Annotated in this window: 28 protein-coding genes; 16 read left to right on the forward strand and 12 right to left on the reverse strand. The window is 59.1% G+C overall.

Annotated features, from left to right (window positions below):
- Window positions 1-2 precede the first annotated feature (2 nt).
- The 7 genes from pcaF to ACR0JW_RS17250 are packed head-to-tail and all read left to right on the forward strand — an operon-like array spanning window position 3 to window position 5,612.
- Window positions 3-1,205, forward strand: a complete 1,203-nt coding sequence (gene pcaF / locus ACR0JW_RS17220) for a 3-oxoadipyl-CoA thiolase (protein ID WP_170682130.1) — start codon at window positions 3-5, stop codon at window positions 1,203-1,205.
- Between the two features lie 15 nt (window positions 1,206-1,220).
- Window positions 1,221-2,213: a 1,2-phenylacetyl-CoA epoxidase subunit PaaA gene (paaA, locus tag ACR0JW_RS17225; protein ID WP_170682129.1), complete on the forward strand. Its 993-nt coding sequence runs from the start codon at window positions 1,221-1,223 to the stop codon at window positions 2,211-2,213.
- A 15-nt stretch (window positions 2,214-2,228) separates the two neighbouring features.
- A complete protein-coding gene (gene paaB, locus ACR0JW_RS17230; protein ID WP_170616022.1) occupies window positions 2,229-2,513 on the forward strand; it encodes a 1,2-phenylacetyl-CoA epoxidase subunit PaaB in 285 nt (94 codons plus the stop codon).
- Window positions 2,513-3,280, forward strand: coding sequence for a 1,2-phenylacetyl-CoA epoxidase subunit PaaC (gene paaC, locus ACR0JW_RS17235; RefSeq protein ID WP_170682128.1), 768 nt, complete (start codon window positions 2,513-2,515; stop codon window positions 3,278-3,280). The genes paaB and paaC overlap by 1 nt, the downstream gene beginning before the upstream one ends.
- 5 nt (window positions 3,281-3,285) lie before the next feature.
- Window positions 3,286-3,747, forward strand: a complete 462-nt coding sequence (paaD, locus tag ACR0JW_RS17240; RefSeq protein ID WP_170682127.1) for a 1,2-phenylacetyl-CoA epoxidase subunit PaaD — start codon at window positions 3,286-3,288, stop codon at window positions 3,745-3,747.
- 11 nt (window positions 3,748-3,758) lie between these two features.
- Complete coding sequence (locus tag ACR0JW_RS17245; protein ID WP_480714244.1) at window positions 3,759-4,835, forward strand: 2Fe-2S iron-sulfur cluster-binding protein; 1,077 nt, start codon at window positions 3,759-3,761, stop codon at window positions 4,833-4,835.
- A 15-nt stretch (window positions 4,836-4,850) separates the two neighbouring features.
- Complete coding sequence (locus ACR0JW_RS17250) at window positions 4,851-5,612, forward strand: Phenylacetic acid catabolic protein (protein ID WP_170682125.1); 762 nt, start codon at window positions 4,851-4,853, stop codon at window positions 5,610-5,612.
- Window positions 5,613-5,664: 52 nt separating this feature from the next.
- Here ACR0JW_RS17250 and ACR0JW_RS17255 read toward each other — a convergent pair whose 3' ends face one another.
- From ACR0JW_RS17255 to ACR0JW_RS17270, 4 genes are all read right to left on the reverse strand, one after another.
- Window positions 5,665-6,204 (reverse strand): VOC family protein, encoded by a 540-nt coding sequence (locus ACR0JW_RS17255; RefSeq protein ID WP_170616033.1) that lies wholly within the window; start codon window positions 6,202-6,204, stop codon window positions 5,665-5,667.
- Entirely contained in the window at window positions 6,201-6,407 is a 207-nt protein-coding gene (locus ACR0JW_RS17260; RefSeq protein WP_170616035.1) for a DUF2783 domain-containing protein, read from the reverse strand. Before ACR0JW_RS17260 ends, ACR0JW_RS17255 begins: the two co-directional genes overlap by 4 nt.
- Before the next feature lie 5 nt (window positions 6,408-6,412).
- A complete protein-coding gene (locus tag ACR0JW_RS17265; protein WP_480714245.1) occupies window positions 6,413-8,023 on the reverse strand; it encodes an FAD-dependent oxidoreductase in 1,611 nt (536 codons plus the stop codon).
- 134 nt (window positions 8,024-8,157) lie between these two features.
- Window positions 8,158-9,108: an MBL fold metallo-hydrolase gene (locus tag ACR0JW_RS17270; RefSeq protein WP_170682123.1), complete on the reverse strand. Its 951-nt coding sequence runs from the start codon at window positions 9,106-9,108 to the stop codon at window positions 8,158-8,160.
- Between the two features lie 306 nt (window positions 9,109-9,414).
- Here ACR0JW_RS17270 and ACR0JW_RS17275 point away from each other — a divergent pair, with 306 nt between their 5' ends.
- Entirely contained in the window at window positions 9,415-10,215 is an 801-nt protein-coding gene (locus ACR0JW_RS17275) for an IclR family transcriptional regulator (RefSeq protein ID WP_480714246.1), read from the forward strand.
- 100 nt (window positions 10,216-10,315) lie between these two features.
- Here the strand turns inward: ACR0JW_RS17275 and ACR0JW_RS17280 are convergent, their stop codons facing one another.
- The gene (locus ACR0JW_RS17280) at window positions 10,316-11,278 is read right to left on the reverse strand and encodes an L-malyl-CoA/beta-methylmalyl-CoA lyase (protein ID WP_170682121.1); all 963 of its coding nucleotides are present in this window, start codon (window positions 11,276-11,278) and stop codon (window positions 10,316-10,318) included.
- Between the two features lie 295 nt (window positions 11,279-11,573).
- Between ACR0JW_RS17280 and dgcN the strand changes: the two genes are divergently transcribed.
- From dgcN to ACR0JW_RS17295, 3 genes are all read left to right on the forward strand, one after another.
- On the forward strand, window positions 11,574-12,575 hold the full coding sequence (gene dgcN, locus ACR0JW_RS17285; protein ID WP_170616045.1) for an N-acetyltransferase DgcN: 1,002 nt from the start codon (window positions 11,574-11,576) through the stop codon (window positions 12,573-12,575).
- A gap of 76 nt (window positions 12,576-12,651) precedes the next feature.
- Window positions 12,652-13,617 carry an N-acetyl-D-Glu racemase DgcA gene (dgcA, locus tag ACR0JW_RS17290; protein ID WP_170682120.1) on the forward strand — a complete coding sequence of 322 codons (966 nt, stop codon included), beginning with the start codon at window positions 12,652-12,654 and terminating at the stop codon, window positions 13,615-13,617.
- 10 nt (window positions 13,618-13,627) lie between these two features.
- Window positions 13,628-14,488, forward strand: a complete 861-nt coding sequence (locus tag ACR0JW_RS17295; RefSeq protein ID WP_170682119.1) for a D-amino-acid transaminase — start codon at window positions 13,628-13,630, stop codon at window positions 14,486-14,488.
- 39 nt (window positions 14,489-14,527) lie between these two features.
- On the opposite strand, the gene ACR0JW_RS17300 is transcribed toward ACR0JW_RS17295, so the two are convergent.
- The 3 genes from ACR0JW_RS17300 to ACR0JW_RS17310 all read right to left on the reverse strand — a co-directional run bounded on the left by ACR0JW_RS17300 (window position 14,528) and on the right by ACR0JW_RS17310 (window position 16,020).
- Complete coding sequence (locus tag ACR0JW_RS17300) at window positions 14,528-14,842, reverse strand: DUF1244 domain-containing protein (protein WP_170682118.1); 315 nt, start codon at window positions 14,840-14,842, stop codon at window positions 14,528-14,530.
- Window positions 14,843-14,955: 113 nt separating this feature from the next.
- A complete protein-coding gene (locus ACR0JW_RS17305; protein WP_170682117.1) occupies window positions 14,956-15,195 on the reverse strand; it encodes a DUF6868 family protein in 240 nt (79 codons plus the stop codon).
- A gap of 87 nt (window positions 15,196-15,282) precedes the next feature.
- Window positions 15,283-16,020, reverse strand: a complete 738-nt coding sequence (locus ACR0JW_RS17310) for an N-formylglutamate amidohydrolase (protein ID WP_170682116.1) — start codon at window positions 16,018-16,020, stop codon at window positions 15,283-15,285.
- Window positions 16,021-16,138: 118 nt separating this feature from the next.
- On the opposite strand from ACR0JW_RS17310, the gene pyk reads away from it, so the two are divergent.
- The 4 genes from pyk to ACR0JW_RS17330 all read left to right on the forward strand — a co-directional run bounded on the left by pyk (window position 16,139) and on the right by ACR0JW_RS17330 (window position 19,016).
- On the forward strand, window positions 16,139-17,584 hold the full coding sequence (gene pyk / locus ACR0JW_RS17315) for a pyruvate kinase (protein WP_170616057.1): 1,446 nt from the start codon (window positions 16,139-16,141) through the stop codon (window positions 17,582-17,584).
- Window positions 17,585-17,766: 182 nt separating this feature from the next.
- Window positions 17,767-17,967 carry a 50S ribosomal protein L35 gene (gene rpmI / locus ACR0JW_RS17320; RefSeq protein WP_088632295.1) on the forward strand — a complete coding sequence of 67 codons (201 nt, stop codon included), beginning with the start codon at window positions 17,767-17,769 and terminating at the stop codon, window positions 17,965-17,967.
- 14 nt (window positions 17,968-17,981) lie between these two features.
- Window positions 17,982-18,347 (forward strand): 50S ribosomal protein L20, encoded by a 366-nt coding sequence (gene rplT / locus ACR0JW_RS17325; protein WP_152457001.1) that lies wholly within the window; start codon window positions 17,982-17,984, stop codon window positions 18,345-18,347.
- A 153-nt stretch (window positions 18,348-18,500) separates the two neighbouring features.
- On the forward strand, window positions 18,501-19,016 hold the full coding sequence (locus ACR0JW_RS17330; protein WP_170682115.1) for a GNAT family N-acetyltransferase: 516 nt from the start codon (window positions 18,501-18,503) through the stop codon (window positions 19,014-19,016).
- 98 nt (window positions 19,017-19,114) lie between these two features.
- Here ACR0JW_RS17330 and ACR0JW_RS17335 read toward each other — a convergent pair whose 3' ends face one another.
- Window positions 19,115-20,506: an aminotransferase family protein gene (locus ACR0JW_RS17335; protein ID WP_170616061.1), complete on the reverse strand. Its 1,392-nt coding sequence runs from the start codon at window positions 20,504-20,506 to the stop codon at window positions 19,115-19,117.
- 215 nt (window positions 20,507-20,721) lie between these two features.
- Here ACR0JW_RS17335 and ACR0JW_RS17340 point away from each other — a divergent pair, with 215 nt between their 5' ends.
- A complete protein-coding gene (locus ACR0JW_RS17340) occupies window positions 20,722-22,350 on the forward strand; it encodes an acyl-CoA synthetase (protein ID WP_170616063.1) in 1,629 nt (542 codons plus the stop codon).
- On the opposite strand, the gene ACR0JW_RS17345 is transcribed toward ACR0JW_RS17340, so the two are convergent.
- From ACR0JW_RS17345 to ACR0JW_RS17355, 3 genes are all read right to left on the reverse strand, one after another.
- Window positions 22,347-22,688 carry a DOPA 4,5-dioxygenase family protein gene (locus ACR0JW_RS17345; RefSeq protein WP_170682114.1) on the reverse strand — a complete coding sequence of 114 codons (342 nt, stop codon included), beginning with the start codon at window positions 22,686-22,688 and terminating at the stop codon, window positions 22,347-22,349. The two genes, ACR0JW_RS17340 and ACR0JW_RS17345, sit on opposite strands and share 4 nt — an antisense overlap.
- Window positions 22,689-22,780: 92 nt before the next feature.
- Complete coding sequence (maiA, locus tag ACR0JW_RS17350; RefSeq protein WP_170682113.1) at window positions 22,781-23,419, reverse strand: maleylacetoacetate isomerase; 639 nt, start codon at window positions 23,417-23,419, stop codon at window positions 22,781-22,783.
- Window positions 23,420-23,438: 19 nt separating this feature from the next.
- A partial coding sequence (locus ACR0JW_RS17355) for a GDP-mannose 4,6-dehydratase (protein ID WP_480714247.1) occupies window positions 23,439-23,845 on the reverse strand: 407 nt, incomplete at its 5' end.

Consider the following 23,845-nt stretch of genomic DNA (forward strand, 5'->3'; position numbering starts at 1 on the left):
TGATGGACGCATTCATTTGTGACGCGACACGTACCCCGATCGGCCGGTACGGTGGCGCGTTGTCTTCGGTCAGAACAGATGACCTTGCGGCGGTGCCGATCGCTGCACTGATGGCCCGGAATCCGCATGTGGACTGGGCCAGTGTGGATGACGTGATTTTCGGCGATGCCAATCAGGCCGGTGAAAGCAACAGAAACGTGGCCCGCATGGCGGCGCTGCTGGCGGGTTTGCCGGTTTATGTTCCGGGAACCACGGTGAACCGGCTTTGCGCCAGCGGCATGGATGCGGTGGGCATGGCCGCGCGTGGAATCCGGGGGGGCGACTTCGATCTGGCAATTGCGGGCGGCGTGGAAAGCATGAGCCGCGCGCCTTTCGTCATGCCCAAGGCCACCAGCGCCTTTAGCCGCGCCAATGCGGTTTATGACACAACGATTGGCTGGCGGTTCGTAAACCCGAAGATGAAAGACATGTACGGCGTGGACAGCATGCCGCAAACGGCTGACAACGTGGCCGAAGACTATGGCGTAAGCCGTCAGGATCAGGACGACTTCGCGGCCCGCAGCCAGGCTCGCTGGCAGGCAGCGCATGAGGCGGGGATTTTCCGGGATGAGATCACCCCGGTCTTGGTCCAGCAGCGCAAGGGCGATCCGGTTGTCGTGGATACGGACGAACATCCCCGTCCCGGAACCGATGCTGCGAAGCTGGCCGGATTGAAAGGCGTGAATGGCCCCGACAAAACCGTGACTGCGGGTAACGCCTCGGGTGTGAACGATGGCGCAGCGGCGCTGCTTCTGGCCAGCGAGGCGGCCGCGCAAAAGAATAGCCTGACGCCCATGGCGCGCGTGGTTGGGATGTCCGCTACGGGTGTCGAGCCGCGCGTCATGGGGATCGGCCCGGTATCGGCCAGCCGCAAGGTGCTGGCCCGCGCCGGTCTGAGTATCGATCAGATGGATGTGATAGAATTGAACGAGGCGTTTGCGGCTCAGGGCCTTGCCACGCTGCGTGAGCTTGGTGTTGCCGATGATGCACCGCACGTGAATGCCAATGGTGGTGCCATCGCAATGGGTCATCCGCTGGGCATGTCGGGAGCCCGCATCGTGCTGACCGCGGCTTATCAACTGCAACGCTCGGGCGGGCGCTATGCGCTTTGCACCATGTGCGTCGGCGTGGGTCAGGGCGTCGCCCTGATCCTTGAACGCGTCTAAGGGAGGAGACCCCAGATGTATGCTCAACTTGTGAAAACGGCCGGAACCGGCGTCAAATCCAAAGACGAGATGACGGATCAGGAGCGTGAGTTCCAGGACAAGATCGACCGCGATATCAAGATCGAACCAAGGGACTGGATGCCGGACGACTACCGTGCGACCCTGATCCGCCAGATCGGGCAGCATGCGCATTCAGAAATCGTCGGCCAGCTTCCCGAAGGCAACTGGATCACCCGTGCGCCCACATTGGAACGCAAGGCCATCCTGCTGGCCAAGGTGCAGGATGAGGCCGGGCACGGTCTGTATCTTTACTGTGCTGCGGAAACGCTTGGGGTCAGCCGCGATGAGATCACCGAAATGTTGCTGGACGGGCGCATGAAGTATTCGTCGATCTTCAACTATCCGACCCTGAACTGGGCGGATATCGGTGCCGTCGGCTGGCTGGTGGATGGTGCGGCGATCATGAATCAGGTGCCGTTGCAGCGCACATCGTACGGGCCGTACTCGCGCGCGATGATCCGCATCTGCAAGGAAGAAAGCTTTCATCAGCGTCAGGGATATGACGCCATCCGCAAGATGGCTGAAGGTACGCCCGAGCAGAAGAAAATGGCTCAGGACGCGCTGAACCGGCTGTGGTTCCCGTCTTTGATGATGTTCGGCCCCTCCGACAAGGACTCAGTGCACTCTGCGCAGTCGATGGCGTGGAAAATCAAAATCAACACCAATGACGAGCTGCGCCAGAAGTTCGTGGACCAGACGGTTCCGCAGATCGAGTTCCTTGGCCTCGATTTGCCGGATCCCGGCATCAAATGGAACGAAGAGCGCGGCCACTACGATTATACCGACCCGGACTGGTCCGAGTTCTTCAACGTCATCAAGGGCAATGGTCCGTGCAACGTGGACAGGCTGGCTGCGCGCAACAAGGCGTGGGACGACGGCGCGTGGGTGCGCGACGGCTTGCTGGAACATGCCCGCAAGAAAGCCGCCCGCAAGCACGCGGCAGAGTAATCAGGAGGTTCCGCTATGAAAAATGAATGGCCCCTTTGGGAAATCTTCATCCGCGGCCAGCATGGGCTGAGCCACCGGCATGTTGGTTCACTGCATGCACCAGATGCCGAAATGGCGATCAAGAACGCGCGCGATGTCTATACGCGCCGCAACGAAGGCGTGTCGATCTGGGTGGTAGAAGCCCGGCACATCGCGGCCACCGCACCCGGCGAGAAGGGCCCTCTGTTCGAACCGTCCGAGAGCAAGGTCTACCGCCACCCGACGTTTTACGACATCCCGGACGAAGTGGGGCATATGTGATGGCAGAAGTCGACAAACAGGCCCTGCTGCAATTCCTGCTGCGGATGGGCGACAATACTCTGATCCTCGGGCACAGGGTGTCCGAATGGTGCGGTCATGCGCCGGTGCTGGAAGAGGACATCGCGCTTGCCAATACGGCGCTGGACCTGATCGGTCAGACGCAGCTCTGGCTGGGTTATGCGGCCGAAATTGAGGGCGAAGGCAAGTCGGCGGACGATCTGGCCTTTCTTCGCGACGTCTGGTATTTTCGCAACGTTCTGCTGGTCGAGATGCCCAATGGCGACTTCGGTCAAACCCTGATGCGTCAGTTTCTGTTCGATGCGTGGCATTCCATCATGCTGGGCCGGCTGATCAGATCGTCGGATCGGACTGTGGCCGAGATCGCTGAAAAGGCCAGCAAAGAAGTGGCGTATCACCTGGAAAGATCTGCCGACACGGTTGTCGGTCTGGGAGACGGAACCGAGGAAAGCCATAACCGGATGCAGGCCGCCCTGAACTACCTGTGGCCCTATGTCGGAGAAATGTTTGAAGGCGACGCGGTCGATGAGGCCATGGTTACGGCCGGTATCTCGAGCGACCCCGGCCAGTTGCGTGAAGAATACGACACGCTGGTGGGCCGGGTCCTGTCCGAGGCGACGCTGATCATTCCCGAAAGCCGGTTTGCCCATAAGGGTGGCCGCACCGGCCAGATGCATACTGAACATCTGGGCCATCTGCTGTGCACGATGCAGTGGCTGCCGCGTGCCTATCCCGGTTGCCGGTGGTGACAGTGATGGCGCGGCCCTCCGTCGGCGAAATCTGGCAGTGGCTGGACCATGTGCCCGATCCGGAAATCCCCGTGATCTCTCTGGTGGATCTGGGGATCATCCGCGACGTCGCGTGGGAAGATGATCTTTTGGTTGTCACGGTTACACCAACCTATTCGGGTTGCCCGGCGACCAGCGTCATCAATCTGGATATCCAGACGGCGCTGCGCGAAAAGGGGATCGACCGGCTGGAACTTCGCCGTCAGCTTTCACCGGCATGGACCACCGACTGGTTGTCGGACAAGGGGCGCCTGCGCCTGGAAGAGTTCGGCATCGCACCGCCGCAACCGGCAGGCGGACCCGAACGCTGCCCGCGTTGTGGTGGCAACCATCTCGAAAAGCTCAGCCAGTTCGGCTCGACCCCCTGCAAGGCGCAGTGGCGGTGTTGCGACTGCCTGGAACCGTTCGACTATTTCAAGTGCATCTGAGGGAGGAACCCATGGCGCGCTTTCATGATCTTGAAGTCACAGACATCCGCAAAACGATCCGCGATGCAGTGGTCGTGACGCTGAAGCCCGAGAATGGTGCGGCTGCCGAGTTCGAGTTTACGCAAGGCCAGTACCTGACATTTCGCCGCGACTTTGACGGTGAGGAACTGCGCCGATCCTATTCGATCTGCGCGGGCAAGGATGACGGTGTCCTGCAGGTCGGCATCAAGCGGGTCGATGGCGGTGCGTTTTCGACCTGGGCCAACGAAGACCTGAAGGTGGGGGACACCATTCAGGTGATGCCGCCGATGGGTGGGTTCTTTACCGAACTGAATGCCGGAAACGAGAAGCAGTATCTGGGTTTCGCGGGCGGGTCCGGCATTACCCCGGTGCTGTCGATCCTGAAAACCACCCTGTCACGCGAACCCAATTCCAGCTTCACGCTTGTTTACGCCAACAAGAGCGTGAATTCGATCATGTTCCGCGAGGAGCTTGAGGACCTGAAGAACAGCTTTATGGGACGTTTCAACGTCATCCATGTGCTCGAAACGGATGCACAGGAAATCGATCTGTTCACCGGAATGGTGACGGAAGAAAAATGCGCGCAACTGTTCAAAACCGGTTGGATCGACATCGAAAATGTCGATACCGCATTCATTTGCGGCCCCGAGCCGATGATGTTGGGCATAGCCCGTGCATTGCGCGACCATGGGCTGGATGACGGTCAGATCAAATTCGAACTTTTCGCCAGCGCCCAGCCCGGTCGGTTGAAGCGCAAAGCCAAGGCCAAGGATTCCGCCAGCAGCGCCAATACGGCAAAGGCCTCCATCACGCTGGACGGCGCAACCCAGACCATCGATATGCCCAAGGACACGACGCTGCTGGACGCGGCCTTGCAGAACGCAATGGATGCACCTTATGCCTGCAAGGCCGGGGTCTGTTCGACCTGCCGCTGCAAAGTGATTGAGGGCGAGGTGGAGATGGTGACCAACCATGCGCTGGAGGATTATGAGGTCGAGAAGGGCTATGTTCTGTCCTGTCAGTCCTTCCCTCTGACCGACACCGTCGTCGTCGATTATGATCAATAAAGAAGGGGACCTGTCATGCCGGATGATATGAGCATTGAAAGCTACCTTGCGCAGGGTGGGGTGCTGACAAACCCTTCGAACGTGCCTTCGCGGTATCGCGCCGAACTGATGAAGCTGATGGCGACCTTTGTGGACAGCGAGCTGGCCGGTGCCGCCGGGTTTGCCGACGTCATCAACACCGGCCCGGGCATCAAGGAACGTATTGCCGCCGCCAAGATCGTGTTGGAGAAAACCGATAATGCCGATCGTGTCCTGACCATCATGGGTGAGTTCGGTGCCAACACGAAACGCTACGCGACGCACCACCCCTGGGCTGCGCGGCTGGACCGTTCAGCCGATATTGGCGCGACCCGCAACGAACATGATATGCGACTTGCCGTCTTCAATTATCCGCTTGAAGGGTGGACGGACGCAGTGGTCATGAACCTGATCATGGGGCGCGCTGTTGGCGTGCAACTGGCGGAATTCAGCAATGTCTCGTATCAACCTCTGGCCGAAGCCTTTCGCGCGATCGCACCGGTTGAGGCGCGCCACGCCGAGCTGGCCGAGGAAGGTGTGGCCAGACTGGCAGAGGATGGTGATACGGCCGCGATTCAGGCGTCGGTCGACTACTGGTGGCCACGCGTCGCCGTTTCCTTCGGGGGGGATGACCCGGCGCGGCTGAAAGATCTTCAGGCGCTGGGGCTGCGCCGCACCGGGAATGCCGAACTGCGCGATCGCTGGATTGTCGCGGCCTCGGCCATTCTTGACAAATACGGGTTGGACGTTCCGCGATAGCTGAGAAAAAAGGCCGCCTGTTATGCAAAAAACAGGCGGCCTTTTTGCCACGTTATTTGTTCAGTTCTTTGGCATGCAGCCAGTCGGCGTGTTTCGGGGCCTTCTTGGTCTTTGACCATTCATCCAGCATCAGCCATTTGACCTCGTCCATGCGCTTGAGCATCGCCTCTTCCTCGGGATCGGGGCAGGCCAGTTCGACCCGGTGCCCGTTTGGGTCGAAGAAGTAGATCGAGTGAAAGATGGAGTGGTCGGTGACGCCCAGAACCTCGACACCGTTGGCTTCCAGATGGTCTTTGAACTGCAGCAACGTCTCTCGGTCTTTCACCTTGAAGGCGATGTGTTGCACCCAGATTGGCGTGTTGGGATCGCGCCCCATCTCGGGCTTGGTCGGCAGCTCGAAAAAGGCCAGAACGTTGCCGTCACCCGCATCCAGAAACAGATGCATGTAGGGATCAGGCTCGTGGGTCGATGGTACGTGATCCTCGGCAATGGCCAGGATGAAATCCATGTTCAGCATCTTGCCGTACCATTCGACGGTTTCCTTGGCGTCCTTGCAGCGATAGGCGACGTGGTGGATTTTCTCGATTTTCACGTGTTGTCCTCCTGTTGAAGCGACGCGGCGCGCAGGGCTTGTCGCAGCACGTCGTTGTCCCCGATATGGTTGGCCAGGACCAGCACCAGGCGCGCGTTCAGCGCGTCCCCCTGTGCCTTGTCCAGCCCTTCATGTGCATCCAGCAGATCGGCGTAGAACCCATCGGTATTGTCGAAATTTGGCGTGAGGATCAGATCGGCCATGGCGATTACTCCTTACCTGTGGCGCGGCGGACCGCATGCCGGAATGCGTTTTCTTCGTAGGTGTCGCGTCGCGCCGCCACATGCTGATCCGGTCGGATCAGATAGACCCCCTGCGGCGCATCACCCAGATAGCGGCGTTTCAGGGCCATTGTCCGGTCGTCCTTGATCGACAGGGCCAGGCGCGAAACCGTGATGCCGTCCACCTCGATCTCATCCGGGGCATCGGCATCAATGGTCATCAGGGTGAACTTCCCGGCCAGTTTCGGCAGCAGGAAGCCGTCCCCCAATGGCGCATCTGGGCAGGGCGAGCCCGGACGGGTCGAAGCCGGCCCGTTCAGCGCATCCGCCGAATTCAGGGGCGAGCCATCATAGGTGCAGGGAACGCTCAACCGACCGGAGTTCACCATCGGACGGGCGAATTCATAATGTTCGCTCAGATCCAGCACCGCGTCGCGCATGATGCGGGACATCTGGGATTTCGGTGTGATGAAGTCGGTGGACCTGGTCGAGTTCAGGATATTCTCATCCGCCCCGTGGATACGTTCGATATCATAGCTGTCCAGAAGCGTTTCCGGAGCCAGACCGTCGATCACCAGCTTCAGTTTCCAGCACAGGTTGTCCGTGTCCTGCAGGCCCGAGTTGGCACCGCGCGCGCCAAACGGGCTTACCTGATGCGCGCTGTCGCCGGCAAAGATCACCCGGTCATGGCGGAACTGTTCCATCCTGCGGCACTGGAAGGTGTAGATGCTGACCCACTCCAACTCGAACTCGACATCATCGCCCAGCATTGCCTTGAGGCGCGGGATGACGTTTTCGGGGCGCTTCTCGCGCTCTTTGTCGATGTCCCAGCCCAGTTGCAGGTCGATGCGCCAGACGCCGTCCGGTTGTTTGTGCAGCAACGCGGATTGCCCCTTGTTGAAGGGCGGATCGAACCAGAACCAGCGCTCGGACGGGAAGTCGGCCTCCATGATCACGTCGGCAATCAGGAAGTTGTCCTCGAACACACGGCCAACAAAGTCCTTGCCCAACATGGCCCGCATCGGCGATCCGGCCCCGTCGCAGGCGATCACCCAATCCGCTTCGATGGTGTACGAGCCTTCGGGCGTTTCCACCTCAAGCCTGACGTGATCGGGATGGGTGCCGACCGCCTCGACCTTGTTGCGGCCCCGGATCTGGATCGGTGCGCCCTGCGCCTGCAATTCGCGAACCCGTTCGACCAGAAACTGCTCGAAGTAATATTGCTGAAGATTGATGAAAGCCGGGCGCTGATGCCCGTACTCGGGCAGCAGATCGAAATGATAGACCTGCCGGTCATCGAAGAACACCTTGCCCTTGTTCCAGACGACGCCCTTGTCGACCATCGCCTGACCGCATCCCAGCCGGTCGAGGATTTCCAGCGGACGCTTGGCGAAACAGATGGCCCGGCTGCCAAAGCTGACCTTGTCATTGTCATCCAGCACGACAACCTCGACCCCTTGCTGTGCAAGATCGATGGCAGCGGCCAACCCGACCGGGCCCGCGCCGACAACAATGACCTTGTGACGCACTGGTGTCGGCGCGGTCTGATCCGGGCTGGGCTCGTATGCATAAAGAGGGTCTTCGAATATCTTGTTCACAGGCTCTCTCCCCAGGTGTTGCGCAACAGGGCGCAGAAATTCGAACCCTGGCGCGCAGGCGCCAGAGCGTCAGGTCAATAGTTTCACCGTCTGATTCGGGTCGCCACGATCTGAATCAAACCGGCCCCAATTCGTCAGCCTTGCAGGGCTTCCCACATTTCAAGATCGCGCTGGGCGGTCCAGATGCGGGGATGGGCGATACCGCGGGCTTCGTCATAGGCGCGGGCGACGTTGAAGGGCAGGCAGTGTTCATAGATCGCGTAATCGGCAAATTTCGGGTCGCATTCGGCGCGCACGGCATCCCATGCCTCTTTCAGCGATCCGCCGCGGGCAGCAATCCTGCGAACAGGCCGGTAGGTGCTGTCTACAAAGTCGCGGGTGTTTTCGATGGCCTTTTCCACCATCTCCTTTCCAACCAGCGCATCGCCGCGCCCCGGTGCGATGGCGTCCACGTCATAGGCCTTGATGTTGTCCAGGGTCTGACCCCAGTCGGCGAAATGCCCGTCGCCGCAATAGCAGGCCGAGTGATATTCGACGATATCGCCGGTGAACATCACGTTCTGATCCGGCACGTGAATGATGGCGTCGCCTGCCGTATGGGCGCGGCCGATCTGTTTGATGTCGACGCGGCGTTTGCCCAGGAACACGGTCATGCTGTCCGAGAAAGTCGTTGTCGGGAAGGTCAGGCCCGGAATGCTCTCATGTCCTTCGAACAGGCGCGGAAAGCGCTGGAATTCACTGTCCCAATCTTCCTGCCCGCGTTCCAGAACCATGTTGTAGGCTGCGTTCGACATTATCACCTGCCCGGCGTCAAAGGCGCTGGCACCCAGAACGCGCACGGCGTGATAATGTGTCAGCACCACGTGGCTGATCGGCTTATCAGTAATGGATCGGACACATTCGATCACCTTGTTTGCCAGACGCGGTGTGGCCTGTGCCTCGACGATCATCACGCTGTCATCGCCGACGATGACGCCGGAATTCGGGTCCCCTTCGGCGGTAAAAGCGTACAGCCCGTCGCCGATTTCATCGAAGGTGATTTTCTTTTCGCTCAGATCGCCCTGCGAGGCGAATGCCTTGGCCATTTCCTGTTCCTTTGACGTTCTGTCATCCGCACAGCAAAAACCGCAGCGCGGCGGGTGGGTCCCATAAGTTACGATCCGGGCGGTCAGCCTGTGCTGCCTTCGCCCTGACATGCGAATACGCCACGACGGGTTCTGCCGCCTTGATCTGAGACAGACCGACACGTCCGCTGACGTCTATTTGCTTCTTCTTGCGCTGCGCGTCAATTCAAATATTGAGCCGATGGATCAAATATTGCTTTGACCTTCTGCTCTGTCAAGCTATTCATGCATGGGGTAAGGATCATCAGGTCTGGTTTGCGAGGTGACATGGCGGAAGGCCCATCAACAGTACATAAGGCGCTGTCATTGCTGGATTTTTTTGATGAAAGACGCCACCGTATCGGCCTGAGCGAGCTTTCGAAATTGTCCGGTTACAACAAGGCGACAACGATGCGGTTTTTAGCCGCGCTGGAATCCAAGGGCTTTGTCGAACAGGACGAGGAAACACGTTTGTTCAATCTGGGCCCCGCGTTTCTGCGGTTTTCCCAATTGCGCGAGGCCAGTTTTCCGCTTGTCGATGCGGTAAAGATCGTCTTGCGGGATCTGAATGCGATCACGGGCGAAACGGCGCATGCGTCGCGCATCGCGGGCCAAACGCTGGCCAATATTGCCACGATCGAAAGCAAAAGCATGAACCGGGTCATCATAGGATCAGGCGAGTCGCTGCCGTTGCACGCGACGGCCTCGGGGCTGGCCTATCTGGCTTTCGCGGCCCCTGCCTTTGTAGAGCCGTTTATTGAAGGAGGCGCCTTGCAGTCGCATACGACGCAAACCCAAACCGATGCGGCTGTAATCCGGCAGCAACTGGATCAGATCCGTCAGACAGGCCTTTCGATTTCAAGCGGCACGTTCGAGGAAGGTGTAATCGGGATAGCGGCCCCGTATTTTGGCCCCAGCAACAAAGTGTGCGGGGCCGTGGCCGTGGCTCTGCCCGCCGTTCGGGCGACCGAGGCGCATCAGAGCATCATCGAGGAAAATGTCAGGAAGGCCGCCAAGCGACTGACATTGTTGCGGGGTGGGCGGTATCCGGAAGCGATAGACAACGGAACGGTATCCGACAACGGGTAGGCGAGCGCGTGGTCCGAAGGCTTGGCGAGGACACAAAAAAATGCACCTCCTTTGATGGGAGGCGCATTATCAAAAGACTACATCGAAAAAGAGATGGCGTTCAGCCGTTCGCGGCGATCAGTTCGGACTGTGCGACGATAACTTCGGCCTGTTTGATTGAGGCGATGTCGACCAGGCGGCCCTTGTAGACCGTTGCACCTTCACCATTGGCTTTGGCCTGTTCCATCGCCGCCAGAATCTCACGCGCTTCGGACACAGCTTCGTCTGACGGGGTGAACACCTGGTTGGCCAGAGCGATCTGCTTGGGGTGGATTGCCCATTTGCCGACCATGCCCAAAGTGGCCGAACGTTTCGCCTGCGCGATATAGCCTTCGTCGTCCGAGAAATCGCCGAACGGCCCGTCCACCGGCAAGATCCCATGGGTTCGGCAGGCGGCGACGATGGCGGCCTGCGCCCAGTGCCACGGGTCGGACCAGTGCTTTTCGCCCTCGCGCAGCATGTAGTAGTTTTCCTGCGTTCCGCCGATGCCGGTTGTCTGCATGCCCATCGAGGCAGCAAAATCAGCGGCACCAAGACTCATTGCCTGCAAACGGGGAGAGGACGCGGCAATGGCCTCGACATGCGCGATACCGGCAGCGGATTCGATGATGACTTCGAAACTGATCGGCTTGGTGCGCGCTTTGGCCCGTTCGATGGCGGTGACAAGGGCATCCACGGCATAGACGTCCTCGGCGCAGCCCACTTTGGGGATCATGATCTGATCCAGGCGGTCACCGGCCTGTTCCAGCACGTCCACGACATCACGATACCAATAGGGTGTATCCAGCCCGTTGATCCGCACGGACATGTATTTGGAGCCCCATTCGACGGTGTTCAGCGCCTCGATCACGTTGGCACGGGCTGCATCCTTGTCGGACGGGGCAACCGAGTCCTCCAGATCCAGATTGATGACATCCGCAGACGAAGCGGCCATTTTCGGAAACAGCTTGGTGTTCGATCCCGGCCCGAACAATTGGCAGCGGTTCGGGCGCGCAGGGGCGGCGGGTTGGATGCGAAAGCTCATCGGGACCTCGTGCGAGAAAGGAAATTGCGGTATTCTTGCTCAATGAGGTATTAAATTGCGCGGTCAGGCGCAAGCGCCTTTGTGCAGCTGCGGCAATGCTGTTGCAGCATTCGCCGAAAATCGGCGTGTTGACGGTGACTAAAGTTTAATCAGTTTGAAAACTTGCAAGATTGTCCCGCAATTCTGCGGGTTAATGCAAGATAATCCTATTGCGTAGGGTGCGTCCGGGCGAAAACGCGAAACGCTCGTCTGCTGCGTTCTTTAGCCTGCGCCGGAATCAAAGGAGTGCATGGCGATGATCGAAACACCGTATCTGCTGTTTTTGGGCGATGCGCCCGACCAATTGGCGGCCAAAGTGGCTGTTGGCATCAAGGACTGGCGACCGGAGAATGCCGTGGGCCAGTATCGGATGGAAGGCTGCAAGGCCGATCTGGGTCTGACCGACATGTCGCTGGTCGAAGCGCGTGAGGCTGGTGCCAAGACCCTTGTGATCGGGGTCGCAAATCGTGGCGGTGTGATCAGCCAGGAATGGAAAAAAGTTCTGGTCATGGCGCTGGAGGAAGGGTTTGATTTGGCTTCGGGTCTGCACAACCTGCTGCGGGATGAGCCCGATCTGGTTGCCGTGGCAGAAGCCACCGGGCGCACGCTGCATGATGTCCGGGTGCCCGAGGTGGACTACCCGATTGCCAACGGCATCAAACGCAAGGGCAAGCGCTGTTTGGCCGTGGGTACGGACTGTTCGGTGGGCAAAATGTACACGGCGATGGCGATGGACGCCGAAATGCGCAAGCGCGGCATGAAATCCACCTTCCGCGCAACCGGTCAGACAGGGATCCTCATCACTGGTGACGGTGTGCCGCTGGACGCAGTCATTGCGGATTTCATGGCGGGCTCTGTGGAATGGCTGACACCTGACAATGACGAGGATCACTGGGACCTGATCGAAGGGCAGGGATCCCTGTTCCACGTGTCCTATTCGGGCGTGACCATGGCCTTGATCCACGGCGGTCAACCTGACGCGCTGATCCTGAGCCATGAACCGACGCGTGAGCATATGCGCGGCTTGCCGACTTACCAGCTGCCGAGTCTGGAAGACCTGCGCGACACAGCGCTGGCACTTGCGAAAGTGGCGAACCCGGACTGTCAGGTTGTGGGCGTATCGGTGAACACTCAGCACATGTCCGAGGAAGATGCGACTGCTTATCTGGCCAGGATCGAAGCCGACATGGGCCTGCCGGCAACGGACCCGTTCCGATTTGGGTCGGGCAAGCTGGTGGACGCGCTGGCTGCGTTGTGATCTGAACGTTTCGCCGGCGGCAGGCGCTGTTCTGCCTCCGGCGGGAGTATTTGGAAAAAGATGAAGGAGCGTGTTCGTGCAGATTGAAGTTTCTCGCGATGTGTTTCGGCTGGCGCAGGTCTTCACCATCTCGCGCGGGTCGCGAACCGAGGCAAGGGTGCTGACGGTTCGGATTTCGGACGGGACGCATCAGGGGTGGGGCGAATGCGTGCCATACGCCCGGTATGGCGAAACGCTGGATTCGGTTGAGGCCGAGATCGCGGGTTTGCCTGCGAATATTTCCCGGGAGGCGCTGACTGGTTTGCTGCCCGCTGGTGCCGCGCGGAATGCGGTTGATTGCGCGCTTTGGGACCTGGAGGCAAAACGCGCGGGCAAGCGTGTGTGGGAAATGGCCGGTTTGCCGGTTCCGGGACCTGAAATCACTGCATACACGCTGTCGCTGGACACCCCTGAGGCGATGCGAAAGCAGGCGGCCGAAAACGCGAACCGGCCGCTGTTGAAGATCAAGCTGGGAACTCCGGACGACATGCCGCGGCTTGAAGCCGTTCGCGCTGGCGCGCCTGACGCAAAAATCATCGTGGACGCCAATGAAGGGTGGTCCGCTGAGGTATATGCTGATCTTGCCCCGCATCTGGTGCGTCTGGGTGTGGCGCTGGTCGAACAGCCGTTGCCTGCAAGTGATGATGAGGCCCTGATCGGGATGGACCGCCCGGTGCCTGTGTGTGCTGATGAATCCTGTCATGACCGGGCCAGTCTGCCTGCGCTGAAGGGCAAATATGACGTGGTCAACATCAAGCTCGACAAAACCGGAGGTCTGACCGAGGCGCTGGCGTTGCGCGAACACGCACTGGCCGAAGGCTATCGCGTGATGGTTGGCTGCATGGTCGGCAGTTCGCTGGCGATGGCGCCTGCGACATTGCTGGCGCAGGGAGCGATGGTAACGGACCTTGACGGTCCGCTTCTGTTGGCTGAAGACCGCGACAACCCGCTGATTTTTGATGACGCCGGAGTGCACCCGCCCGTGGCGGCACTTTGGGGCTGAGGAGACATACATGACCCGCACCGTATACGTGAATGGCGAGTACCTGCCCGAGACCGAGGCGAAGGTATCCATTTTTGACAGAGGCTTTCTGTTTGCAGACGCCGTTTACGAAGTCACCAGCGTTCTGGACGGCAAGCTGATTGATTTTGAAGGTCATGCCGTGCGCCTCAAACGTTCGTTGGACGAGTTGGAGATGGCCGAGCCCTGCACCAAGGAAGAACTGCTTGAGATCCACCGAAAGCTGGTGGAGCTGAATGGCATTGATGAGGGTCTGATTTACCTTCAGGTGAGCCGCGGATCGGACGGCGACCGTGACTTTGTGTTCCCCTCTGCGGATACCAAACCCAGCCTTGTTCTGTTCACTCAGAACAAGCCGGGTCTGGCCGACAGCCCGGCCGCCAAAAAGGGTGCCAAGATCATTTCGATCGAGGATATCCGCTGGGGCCGCCGCGACATCAAGACCGTGCAGTTGCTGTACCCGTCGATGGGCAAGATGATGGCCAAGAAAGCGGGCTGTGACGATGCGTGGCTGGTCGAGGACGGTTATGTGACCGAAGGCACCAGCAACAACGCCTATTTCGTCAGGAACGGCAAGATCGTCACCCGTCCGCTGTCCAACGACATTTTGCACGGCATTACCCGCAAGGCCGTGCTGCGTATGGCGGCAGAAGCGCAGATGGAAATCGAAGAGCGGCTGTTCACCATCGACGAAGCCAAAGAGGCGGATGAAGCTTTCACGACTTCGGCCAGTGCATTTGTCATGCCCGTCGTCGAGATTGACGGTGTGGCGTTGGGCGACGGAACGCCGGGTCCGATTGCCAAGCGTTTGCGCGAGATTTATCTGGACGAAAGCCGCAAGGCCGCGATCTAAAGAAAAGGCCCGCTGCATTGGCGGGCCTTTTTTCAGGCGTCAGCCTTTCTTGGTGACATTCTCTTCGAAGGCGACCTTGAAGGCGGCTTGCTTCTCGGGGCTGGCTTCGGTCTGGAAGTTGGCTTTCCACTCATCCATCGTCATGCCGTAAAAAACTTCGCGGGCTTCTTCCTTGCCCATCTCAATGCCCTTTTCATTGGCCGCTTCCTGATACCAACGCGACAGGCAGTTGCGGCAGAATCCGGCAAGGTTCATCATGTCGATGTTCTGCACATCGGTGCGGTCTTCCATCAGGTGCTTCTGCAACCGGCGGAAGGCCGCGGCCTGAAGTTCGATTTCGGTTTGCTTGTCCATGAGATGGCTCCGAGTTATTGTCTTGTGTTCCGAGCCTGAACTAACAATCCGGCGGCTTTGTTACAACAAACAGGAAGGGCCTAACGGAATCCTCCCAGCCTTTGAAATCGAATTCATGCCAGTTTCAGCGCCAGCCAGGGCATCAGGCAGAATACGATTGTCAGGATCTTGTAGTTGGCGAGATACCTGAAATATGCCCTTTTCACGTCGGCGCGTTCCATCTGGAACATCCGGCCGTGAATCCCCGCGATCCAGTCCTGAAGGACTATGATCATCAATGTGGTAAAGCCCAAAAGGGCGATGTTCAGGACCGTCATCCAGCCGAAGACGGTCGTCAGGATTTCCTGAGTCATGGTCGTCTCCTTTCCCTAAATATATGGGGTTCGCGGGGTATGCTCACAATAACGTGAGGTCGGGAAACGGCCCGAGGTGACCCAACGTCACAGGTCGCTGTCTTCCAAGGCGCTTTGCAAGATCGGGGCCAGACGTTCGGCCCATTCACGCTGTCCGGTATGGTCTGCGATCAGGTCATTGCGCAGTTCGATCAGCGCGTTCGGGCGACCGAAGCTGGTGCAGTGCTTATCGATCGCATCGCCGGGAAGAACCCCGGTATAGGGTTCGTTAACGCCAACACACAAATCGCCCTCTGCCTTGAGCCGGTTGATCAGCGGACGTGAGAAACGTTCATCCGGCGTGTGCAGGATTCCGATATGCCAGGGGCGCGGTTCGCGGCCCCGCAACTGACGGGTAAACGAATGCATCGACACGATCACCGCGTGCGGCAGGGCCGCCAACTGCGCCAGCGCCTCGTGATAGGGGCGGTAGCACATGTTCAGGCGGCGTTCCTTTTCGGCCGCGTCCGCGTGGCGGTTGCCGGGGATGATCGAACCGTCATAGAGCTTCATCAGTAGCGTCGGGTCGTCCTCGCCGCGGTTCGGGTCGATCACCAGACGCGAGAAATTGGCGGCGATCACCGGAGCGTTGAGAATTTCGCCCAGATGTTTCGACACCTCGTAGGCGCCTACGTCATAGGCGATGTGACGCTCCATATCCTCGCGCGGCAGGCCAAGGTCTCCGCCGTTGATTTCGGGCGGTACGGTGTTGGTTGCATGGTCGCAGGTAATCAGCCAGCGGGACGGGCGATCCTCGCCGTGAATGAAAAACGGAGTGTACGTCATGAGCCTGTCATCAAGTTTGCCGCAGGTGTAGGGCAGTTGCTTCGGAAAGGGAATTGCGCAATAAGCACATCCAAGCACTGTTTGCGGTAACATTGAGTCATCGAGGAGAGCAAGACCGATGCGACGCCTGAGAAATGTGAAAATCGTGGCGACGCTGGGACCGGCGTCCAACGACTATGACACCATTCGCGCCCTGCACGAAGCCGGAGCGGATGTCTTCCGCCTGAACATGAGCCACGGCAGCCATGATGAAATCCGCGAACGGCACCGGATCATCCGGCAGGTGGAAAAGGACCTGGAAAGCCCGATCGCGATTCTGGCCGATCTTCAGGGCCCGAAGCTGCGGGTCGGTGTGTTCGGCAATGGCGAAGAGGAATTGCAGGAAGGGGCCGCGTTCCGGTTGGACCTGGATCCGGCGCCTGGTGATGCCGAGCGTGTCTGCCTGCCGCATCCCGAGATTTTCGCCGCACTGGAACCGGGTGCGCGCCTGTTGGTCAACGATGGCAAAATTCGTCTGATCGTTGCCGATTGCGGTCAGGATTTCGCCAATTGCACGGTCGAGGTCGGCGGTACGATCTCGAACCGCAAGGGGGTGAACGTGCCGGACGTGGTGCTTCCACTGGCGGCCCTTTCGGCCAAGGACCGTGACGATCTGGAATTTGTCTGCCAACTGGGCGTGGACTGGCTGGCGCTCAGCTTCGTGCAGCGGGCACGGGATGTTTATGAGGCCCGCACGCTGGCCGATGGCCGGGCCGCGATCCTGTCCAAGATCGAAAAACCCGCCGCTGTCGAGGCGTTCGAGGACATTCTTGATGCGTCTGATGGGATCATGGTCGCACGCGGCGATCTGGGCGTTGAACTGCCGGTGTCGGCTGTGCCCCCGATCCAGAAACGACTGGTACGCAGATGTCGGGCCGCAGCCAAGCCGGTGATTGTGGCCACGCAGATGCTGGAAAGCATGATCGAAAGCCCGATGCCAACGCGCGCCGAAGTTTCAGACGTGGCCACGGCGATCTATGAGGGTACCGATGCCATCATGCTCAGCGCGGAATCCGCTGCCGGGGACTACCCCGTCGAGGCGGTTCAGACCATGAACAAGGTTGCCATCGAGGTCGAGGCCGACCCGACCTACACGCAGATCATCGCGGCCTCGCGTTCGGCCAAGGGGACAACGATCGCCGATGGTATCGTTGCCGCCGCCCGCGAGATTGCTGAAAAGACGGATATCAAGGCCATCTGCTGCTTTACCCAAAGCGGCACAACAGCCTTGCTGACCGCCCGTGAGCGCCCCGGTGTTCCGATCATCGCCATGACGCCGGCCCGAGGCACCGCACGGCGCCTGTGCCTGAGCTGGGGCTGCCATTGTGTCATGACGCCCGAGCTTGAGCGGTTCAAAGGTGCGGTGGTCAACGCGGCCCGTGCTGCCCGCGCCGGTGGATTTGCGTCCGAGTCCGATCAGATCGTGGTTACCGCAGGGGTGCCGTTCAACGTGCCGGGCACCACCAATATTCTGCGCATTGCCCCTTGTGACGAACGGCTGATCTACAACACCGACCCCGGTTGAAGAGATAACGATGCCCCGGTGTGTCGCCGGGGTGCCTGAGCCGGGCTGGAAAAGCGAAGATTCTGGTCGAAACCCCCTTGCCAGTATGGCGGAACTTGCGTAAACGGCGCTTCTGATCGCGTGACCGGCCGAGATGGCATGCCGAGTCGCGTTTGAAACCGAACCCGGAAAAGGAGACGGAAATGCCTAAGATGAAGACAAAAGCGAGCGCCAAGAAGCGCTTCAAGGTGACTGCGACCGGTAAGGTCCTTGCTGGCCAGGCCGGCAAACGGCACGGCATGATCAAGCGGACCAAGAAATTCATCCGCGACGCCCGTGGCAACACCACCCTGTCCGCCCCCGACGCCAAGATCGTCAAGGGCTACATGCCCTACGACCGCTAAGAGGAGATTAAGAGATGTCCCGCGTTAAAGGTGGAACCGTAACTCACGCCCGTCACAAGAAGGTCATCAAGGCCGCCAAAGGTTACTATGGTCGCCGCAAGAGCACCTTCAAGGTTGCCCGTCAGGCCGTCGACAAGGCCAACCAGTACGCAACCCGCGACCGCAAGAACCGCAAGCGCAACTTCCGCGCGCTGTGGATCCAGCGTATCAACGCTGCTGTCCGTTCGCATGACGAAGCACTGACCTATTCCCGCTTCATCAACGGCCTGAACCTGGCCGGTATCGAAGTGGACCGCAAAGTTCTGGCCGACCTGGCCGTGCACGAACCGGAAGCGTTCGGCGCGATCGTCGCCAAAGCTCAGGCTGCTCTGACTGCCTGATCCTCTTTCGAGAGACAGTGAATAAAGGGCCGTCCCGTTGGGGCGGCCTTTTTTCTCGTTGCAGTGCATTTTCGGCATCTCCGACAAGTAACTTCTTCTGACAGAGAAATTCTTGTCTTATGCTGGGCTCAAGCAGTGGCTCTGGAGGGAGCGATGCTGGAAATTCAGGCTGTCAGAACCCAAACACAGGCAGATGCCGTTTATTCGTTGGCATACGAGTTCACGGACTGGCTGCGCGAACGCTATCCGGAAATGGCGGCAGATATTGATGTTTACCTCAAACACCAGAAGTTTGATGAGCAGATCCGAGATGTGTTGTTCCATTTCACCCCGCCAAAAGGGGAATGCCTGCTTGCGGTCAATAATGGGCAAGCGATTGGAATTCTGATGTTGAAGGATCTCGGAAACAGGACTTGCGAAATGAACAGGATGTTCGTTCGCGAAACCGCGCGGGGGCTGGGGGTAGGCCGGGCTCTGGTCCAGGAACTCAAACGGCGGGCACGTGAAATGGGCTTCAGAACCATGACGCTGAGCGCCCTGCCGCGCCACCACGAAGCTCTGGCCCTTTATCTGGCGAGTGGTTTCCAGATAGATGATCGCGCACGGGATGCAGGAAACTCGGCAAACGCTGTTCTCATGAAAATCAATCTGGACGCGCTTTCCGAATAATAGCTGGCCCTGCGGTTTTTGCTGACAAGAAACCAGATTGTGGTCAAAAAACCGGCGCTAAAAGCGCCGGCTCAATTTGCAAATCACCTCGAGTTTTTTTACCCGAACACACGCCCCAGCGCGCCGTCGACGGCGTCGGTGATCTGATCAATGTCGTCTGCCGTTGCAATCAGCGCAGGCGAGAAGCACAGCGTGTTGTTGCGGCTGGGGATCGAGCGGTTGGTGGCCCCGATGATCACACCTTGTGCCATACAGTCGGCCACGACCGCCTGAACTCTTTTCTCGTCCATCGGGTCCTTGGTGGCGCGGTCGGTTACCAGTTCGGCACCCAGGAACAGGCCCTTGCCGCGCACGTCGCCGATCACCTTGTGCTTTTCCATCAGCGCCTGCAGGTTGCCCATCATGCGGTTGCCCATGTCGGTGCAGTTGCCCAGCAGGTTCTCGTCTTCGATGATGCGCATGTTCTCGATCGCGGCCGCCGGACCTGCGGTGCAGCCGCCAAAGGTCGAGATGTCGCGGAAGTAGTTCAGCGGATCGGATGCGTCGTCCTTGAACAGGTCAAAGACTTCCTCGGTGGTGACCATCACGGCAATCGCCGCATAGCCCGAGGCAACGCCTTTGGCCATGGTCACGAAGTCCGGCTTGATTCCGTATTGCTGATAGCCGAACCATGTGCCGGTCCGGCCGACGCCGCAGACGACTTCGTCGATATGCAGCAGCACGTCGTACTTCTTGCAGATCTCCTGCACCCGCTGCCAGTAGCCTTCCGGCGCTTCGATCACGCCACCACCGGCGGTCACGGGCTCAAGGCACAGCGCGCCAACGGTGTCGGGACCTTCGCGCAGGATCACTTCTTCGATCTGGTTTGCGGCCCATTCACCGAAGTTTTCCTCGGGCGCGCCGTCCAGCTCGTGCTTGCGGTATTCCATGCAGTGCGGAACGCGTACGAAATCAGGCGCAAACGGACCATACTGCGCGGTGCGCTCGTCCTGACCGCCTGCCGACATGGTCGCCAGCGTCGAGCCGTGATAGTCGCGGTCGCGATACAGGATCTTGGTCTTCTTGCCGCCATAGCGCTTATGCGCGATCTGCCGGACCATCTTGAACGCTTTCTCGTTCGCTTCCGAGCCCGAGTTGGTGTAGTAGACGCGGCTCATCCCCGGCATCTTTTCGATCAGGTTTTCAGCAAAGATCGAACCGGGAATCGAACCTGCGGTATTGGCGAAATAGCACAGCTTCATCAGCTGGTCGTACACCGCTTTGCAGATCGATTCGCGGCCATAGCCTACGTTGACCGTCCAGACCCCGCCGGATACGGCATCCAGATGCTCTTTGCCTTTCTGGTCCCAGACGCGCATGCCCTTGCCTTCGACAATGATGCGCGGGTCACTGGTTTCAAAAGGTTTATGCTGCAGCAGATGGTGCCAGATATGGGCGCGGTCGGCTTCGACTACGCGCGAAAGATCGTTTTCGTTGAACGTGCCGTCCATGACATGTCCTTTCCAAAATGCAGTGCCCGGCGGCGAAATCAGCCCTGTCCCGGGAAGTGTTTCCGATGGCCCAGATCACCTTGAAAGGTGCTTTGTAGATAGGGCCAGATCGCATCATCCCGTATCTCCAGAGCATACGCCAGAGTATTTTTACGGATTTGCACAGCCCTGTCTTTGTGGTGAAGTCTACCGGCACGAATTGGGAGGACCAGCGGATGTCAGGCACCAACATCTATACCCGCCATCTGGATAAAAGCGGCGCGAACTACACACCGTTGTCTCCGCTCAGCTTTATCGAAAGGACGGCTCAGGTTTATCCGGATTATCCGTCCGTGGTTTACGGTGATCGCAGGTATACGTGGGAGGAAACCTACTCGCGTTGCCGCCAGCTTGCCGGGGCGCTTGCGGCGCACGGAATCGGGCAGGGGGATACGGTGTCGATCATTGCGGCCAATCTGCCTGAAATGTACGAGGCGCATTTTGGCGTGCCAATGGCAGGGGCAGTGCTGAACGCGATCAACACCCGGCTGGATGCTCCGATCGTTGCGTTCATCCTGAACCATGCCGAAGCCAAGGTTCTGCTGGTGGATCCCGAGTTTTCGGGCGTGGTCAACGAGGCGTTGAAACAGGTCGATCACGAGGTTCTGGTCATCGACATTGAAGACCCAAGTTTTGCCGGTGGCGAAAAGATCGGATCAGTGACCTATGATGATTTTCTGGCCACAGGTGACCCGCATTACAATTGGTCGTTGCCGGCAGATGAATGGGACGCCATCACGCTGAACTATACCTCCGGTACGACCGGAAACCCGAAGGGCGTCGTCTACCACCACAGGGGTGCTGCCCTGAACGCGCAATCGGATATTCTGGACTGGGACATGCCGAAACACTCGGTGTATCTGTGGACCCTGCCGATGTTTCACTGCAACGGGTGGTGTTTCCCATGGGCCATGGCGGCCAATGCCGGGGTTTCTGTCTGCCTGCGTGCAGTGCGGGATGAGCCGATCTATGCCGCGTTCCGAGAGGAGAAAGTAACCCATTTCTGCGGTGCCCCCATTGTTCTGAACATGCTGGCCAATGCCCCGGACCACCTCAAGGTTTTTGATCATCCCATCAAGGTGATGACTGCCGGTGCGCCGCCGCCAGCCGCCGTCATCGAAAAGATGGAGGCCATGGGCGTTGAAGTGACCCATGTTTACGGGCTGACCGAGACATATGGCCCTTCGGTTGTCTGTGCGTGGAAAGAGAAATGGAACGAGCGGGGCGCGGATGAACGCGCCGCGCTGAAGGTGCGGCAGGGTGTGAAATACACGGCGCTGTCCGGCCTGATGGTCGCGGATCCGGAAACACTGGAACCTGTTCCGGCCGATGGCGAAACCATGGGTGAGATTTTTATGCAGGGCAACGTCGTGATGAAAGGGTACCTGAAAAACCCGGATGCCACGGACAAGGCGTTCCGGGGTGGTTGGTTCGCTTCGGGCGATCTTGGGGTGATGCATCCCGACGGCTATGTCGCGTTGAAAGACCGATCCAAGGACATCATCATTTCGGGAGGCGAAAACATCTCATCCGTCGAGGTTGAGGGGATCCTTTACAAGCATCCCGCCGTGATGGAGGCGGCAGTGGTCGCGCGCCCGGATGACAAGTGGGGCGAAACACCCTGTGCATTTGTCGAGCTGAAGCCGGGCAGGGAAGCAACTGAGGCTGAAATTATCACCTTCTGCCGGGACAACATGGCCCATTTCAAAGCGCCCAAAACGGTAGTTTTCGGCGCATTGCCCAAGACTTCGACCGGCAAGATCCAGAAATTCAAGCTGCGTGATCAGGCGCGAGGGCTTTCTTAGGTCCTGGCGTCATCGAATATTGACAGATCGAGAGGCAGCATCTCTCCCATCCAGATCGCGCGGTCACGGTGATCGCTCAGATGTTCGCCGGTCTCGGGGTGGGTGAACACGGTCAAACCCCTGCGGTTTATCATAAGCCAGGGAATGACCTGGTCGAATGCCTCCGGCCCAAAGCCCAACTGGCAACTCCACCGGGGGTGGGGGCCGACATTGCGCGCATGCATTCGGCCCACCTGAACGGGAAACAGGCGCGCGGCTTCTTCACAGACAAGCCGGGCGGTTTCCTGTGTATCCGCGTCAAAATAGACATGGGCGTGATAGCCGGTAATTTCAGTCATATAGGACCTCGATCATCATTCACTGGCCAAAGTGTACCGGCTGCACGGCTTCCTAGCCATCCTTGCCAAACACACAGAGACTGTGCGCTGAATCAGGTTGGGGCGTGCGCGTCAGGATGTGCCGCTGCAAAGGCCGGGTGTTTGGTGCACGCGGCCTCAACTTGCAGGATTCGGGGCATTCCGCTCAGGTCGACCTGCCAGCGGCGCGCATTGTACATCTGCGGCATCAGACACAGATCGGCCAGACTGGGCGCGTCTCCGGTGCAATACGGGGTTTGATCGAACCCGCCCAGCAGGTCTTCAAACGCCAGCAGACCGGGGCGAATGAAGTGACGCATCCAGTCCCCGGGCATGTCACCGGCCCCGCCGCTCAGCGTGGTGGCATGGCGCGCGACGGAAAGATTGCAGACGGGATGCAGGTCGATGGCAATGGAATGCGCCAGGGCCTGAACTTTGGCACGTTTGCCTGCGTCAGCTGGCAGCAGCCCCAGATTTCGCGTTTGATCGAGATACTCAAGGATTGCCAGAGACTGGGTCAGCCGCAGGCCGTCAATCTCCAGAACGGGAACGAAACCCTGTGGATTCCGGGCCAGGTGGGCTTTGGATTTATGTTCGCCCGCAACCAGATCGACGACTTCCGACCGATAGGGGATGCCAGCCAGATTAAGGGCGATCCGAACCCGGTAGCTGGCCGATGACCGCCAGTAGTCATAAAGAACGACGTCACTCATCCTTGTCTCCGCTGCCAAATCACCCCTGCTCCTTTTTTGCCCATATGCTGAATTGGTTGAGGCCGTCCCTGACGGAGACCTGTGGGGACCAGTTCAGCAGGCGGCTTGCCTTCGAGATATCGGCCAAAGCATAGCGAATGTCGCCGGCGCGGAAATCGCCGGTGACTTGGACGCCGTTGCGCGCGTCCCCGACAAGGTCGATCAGTTGCCGGGCCACGTCGATGATGGTCGCCGCCTCGCCCGCGCCGATATCCACGATCTGATCCGAGAAACTGTCCAGTGCGACGGTGCTGGCAAAGGCGCGCACAACGTCGTCGACATAGACAAAATCGCGGGTGATGTCGCCGTCCTCGAAGATGTTGAGCGTCTTGCCCTGCATGATCTGGTCGGCAAAGATCGAGATCACGCCGGTATAGGGGTTCGACA

It is taken from the genome of Ruegeria sp. BG6 (assembly GCF_056538465.1).

Excerpts from the sequence above, each read along its gene's own strand:
- pcaF (WP_170682130.1), top strand. The coding sequence starts at position 3 with ATGGACGCATTCATTTGTGACGCGACACGTACCCCGATCGGCCGGTAC.
- paaA (WP_170682129.1), top strand. The coding sequence starts at position 1,221 with ATGTATGCTCAACTTGTGAAAACGGCCGGAACCGGCGTCAAATCCAAA.
- paaB (WP_170616022.1), top strand. The coding sequence starts at position 2,229 with ATGAAAAATGAATGGCCCCTTTGGGAAATCTTCATCCGCGGCCAGCAT.
- paaC (WP_170682128.1), top strand. The coding sequence starts at position 2,513 with ATGGCAGAAGTCGACAAACAGGCCCTGCTGCAATTCCTGCTGCGGATG.
- paaD (WP_170682127.1), top strand. The coding sequence starts at position 3,286 with ATGGCGCGGCCCTCCGTCGGCGAAATCTGGCAGTGGCTGGACCATGTG.
- ACR0JW_RS17245 (WP_480714244.1), top strand. The coding sequence starts at position 3,759 with ATGGCGCGCTTTCATGATCTTGAAGTCACAGACATCCGCAAAACGATC.
- ACR0JW_RS17250 (WP_170682125.1), top strand. The coding sequence starts at position 4,851 with ATGCCGGATGATATGAGCATTGAAAGCTACCTTGCGCAGGGTGGGGTG.
- ACR0JW_RS17260 (WP_170616035.1), bottom strand. The coding sequence starts at position 6,407 with ATGGCCGATCTGATCCTCACGCCAAATTTCGACAATACCGATGGGTTC.
- ACR0JW_RS17270 (WP_170682123.1), bottom strand. The coding sequence starts at position 9,108 with ATGGCCAAGGCATTCGCCTCGCAGGGCGATCTGAGCGAAAAGAAAATC.
- ACR0JW_RS17275 (WP_480714246.1), top strand. The coding sequence starts at position 9,415 with ATGGCGGAAGGCCCATCAACAGTACATAAGGCGCTGTCATTGCTGGAT.
- ACR0JW_RS17280 (WP_170682121.1), bottom strand. The coding sequence starts at position 11,278 with ATGAGCTTTCGCATCCAACCCGCCGCCCCTGCGCGCCCGAACCGCTGC.
- dgcN (WP_170616045.1), top strand. The coding sequence starts at position 11,574 with ATGATCGAAACACCGTATCTGCTGTTTTTGGGCGATGCGCCCGACCAA.
- ACR0JW_RS17295 (WP_170682119.1), top strand. The coding sequence starts at position 13,628 with ATGACCCGCACCGTATACGTGAATGGCGAGTACCTGCCCGAGACCGAG.
- ACR0JW_RS17300 (WP_170682118.1), bottom strand. The coding sequence starts at position 14,842 with ATGGACAAGCAAACCGAAATCGAACTTCAGGCCGCGGCCTTCCGCCGG.
- ACR0JW_RS17305 (WP_170682117.1), bottom strand. The coding sequence starts at position 15,195 with ATGACTCAGGAAATCCTGACGACCGTCTTCGGCTGGATGACGGTCCTG.
- ACR0JW_RS17310 (WP_170682116.1), bottom strand. The coding sequence starts at position 16,020 with ATGACGTACACTCCGTTTTTCATTCACGGCGAGGATCGCCCGTCCCGC.
- pyk (WP_170616057.1), top strand. The coding sequence starts at position 16,139 with ATGCGACGCCTGAGAAATGTGAAAATCGTGGCGACGCTGGGACCGGCG.
- rpmI (WP_088632295.1), top strand. The coding sequence starts at position 17,767 with ATGCCTAAGATGAAGACAAAAGCGAGCGCCAAGAAGCGCTTCAAGGTG.
- rplT (WP_152457001.1), top strand. The coding sequence starts at position 17,982 with ATGTCCCGCGTTAAAGGTGGAACCGTAACTCACGCCCGTCACAAGAAG.
- ACR0JW_RS17330 (WP_170682115.1), top strand. The coding sequence starts at position 18,501 with ATGCTGGAAATTCAGGCTGTCAGAACCCAAACACAGGCAGATGCCGTT.
- ACR0JW_RS17335 (WP_170616061.1), bottom strand. The coding sequence starts at position 20,506 with ATGGACGGCACGTTCAACGAAAACGATCTTTCGCGCGTAGTCGAAGCC.
- ACR0JW_RS17340 (WP_170616063.1), top strand. The coding sequence starts at position 20,722 with ATGTCAGGCACCAACATCTATACCCGCCATCTGGATAAAAGCGGCGCG.
- ACR0JW_RS17345 (WP_170682114.1), bottom strand. The coding sequence starts at position 22,688 with ATGACTGAAATTACCGGCTATCACGCCCATGTCTATTTTGACGCGGAT.
- maiA (WP_170682113.1), bottom strand. The coding sequence starts at position 23,419 with ATGAGTGACGTCGTTCTTTATGACTACTGGCGGTCATCGGCCAGCTAC.